General features: G+C 62.8%; 1 protein-coding gene. It reads right to left on the bottom strand.

From position 1 onward, the window contains the following. Positions 1 to 1147: acetyl-CoA C-acyltransferase family protein (locus A2I95_RS39530; RefSeq protein ID WP_291737816.1), on the bottom strand; the 1147-nt coding region annotated here is incomplete at its 3' end. Positions 1148 to 1243: the final 96 nt, after the last annotated feature.

The raw sequence follows: 1243 nt of genomic DNA, 5'->3' as shown, positions 1-1243 counted from the left end.
CCTGACCACCGCCGATGCACATCGTGATCAGACCTTTCGATCCGCCGGTCCGCTCCAATTCATAAAGCGTTTTCAAGGTGATGATAGCACCGGTTGCACCCACCGGATGGCCCAGGGCAATCGCTCCGCCGTTTGGGTTCACCCGGGCAGGGTCCAGCCCCAGCTCCTTATTCACCGCCAGCGCCTGCGAGGCAAAAGCCTCGTTCGATTCAATGACGTCGAAATCGCCCGCCGACAGGCCGGTCTTTTCGAACAGGTTACGCACCGCAGGAACCGGGCCGATCCCCATCACCTCGGGACGCACACCGGCATGGGCATAGCCCAGGACCCGTGCCTTGGGTTTCAGACCCGCCTTTTCTGCGGCGGAGGCTGTGGCCAGCACCACCGCCGCCGCACCATCGTTGATCCCGCTGGCATTGCCGGCGGTAACCCGGCCATCTTTCTGGAACACCGCCTTCAGCCCGCCCAGCACCTCCAGGGTGGTGGCTTTGGGGTGCTCGTCCACCTCGAACGGTACCATGTCGCGCTTGACCTTCACCTCAACCGGCGCGATCTGCGATTTGAAATGCCCGGCCTCGATTGCTGCCGCCGCGCGGCTCTGGCTGGTGACGGCAAATTCATCCATCTGGGCGCGCGTTATTCCGTGCTCATCGGCGACGTTCTCGGCTGTAACCCCCATATGGCCCGTGCCGAACGGGCAGTTCAATGCCCCCAGCATCATGTCCAGCGACTTTACATCGCCCATCTTTGCCCCCCAACGGCTTTGCTGGAGGATATAGGGGCTGCGCGACATGTTTTCGGCACCGCCGGCCAGTGCGAACTCCGCATCGCCCAAGGCAAGTGACTGAAAGGCTGAAATAATTGCCTGCACGCCGGAACCGCAAAGCCGGTTCACGTTCATCGCGGGCACCGCATCAGGCACCCCTGCCTGCATCGCTGCAACCCGGCTCAGGTACATGTCGCGCGGCTCGGTGTTGATGATATGGCCGAATACCACATGACCGATCTGGCCGCCCTCCACTCCCGAGCGCTGCAGCGCAGCCTTGGACACAGTGGTCGCCAGATCGATGGGAGCAGCGCCCGCCAAAGCGCCGCCAAAAGTGCCAATGGCGGTGCGGGCGCCGTCCAGGATCACGATATCAGTCATTGTCTTTCTCCTCACTCCTGCGTTGCCGCCATTATGCGCCCGCAGCATGACCCTGTCTGCCGGGACGTGCCGTCATGGAAACGCGGCGTCACTCTC

It is taken from the genome of Leisingera sp. F5, assembly GCF_001593695.1.
Note: the sequence above shows the minus strand (reverse complement) of the source record. Positions and strands in the feature narration are given on the sequence as shown.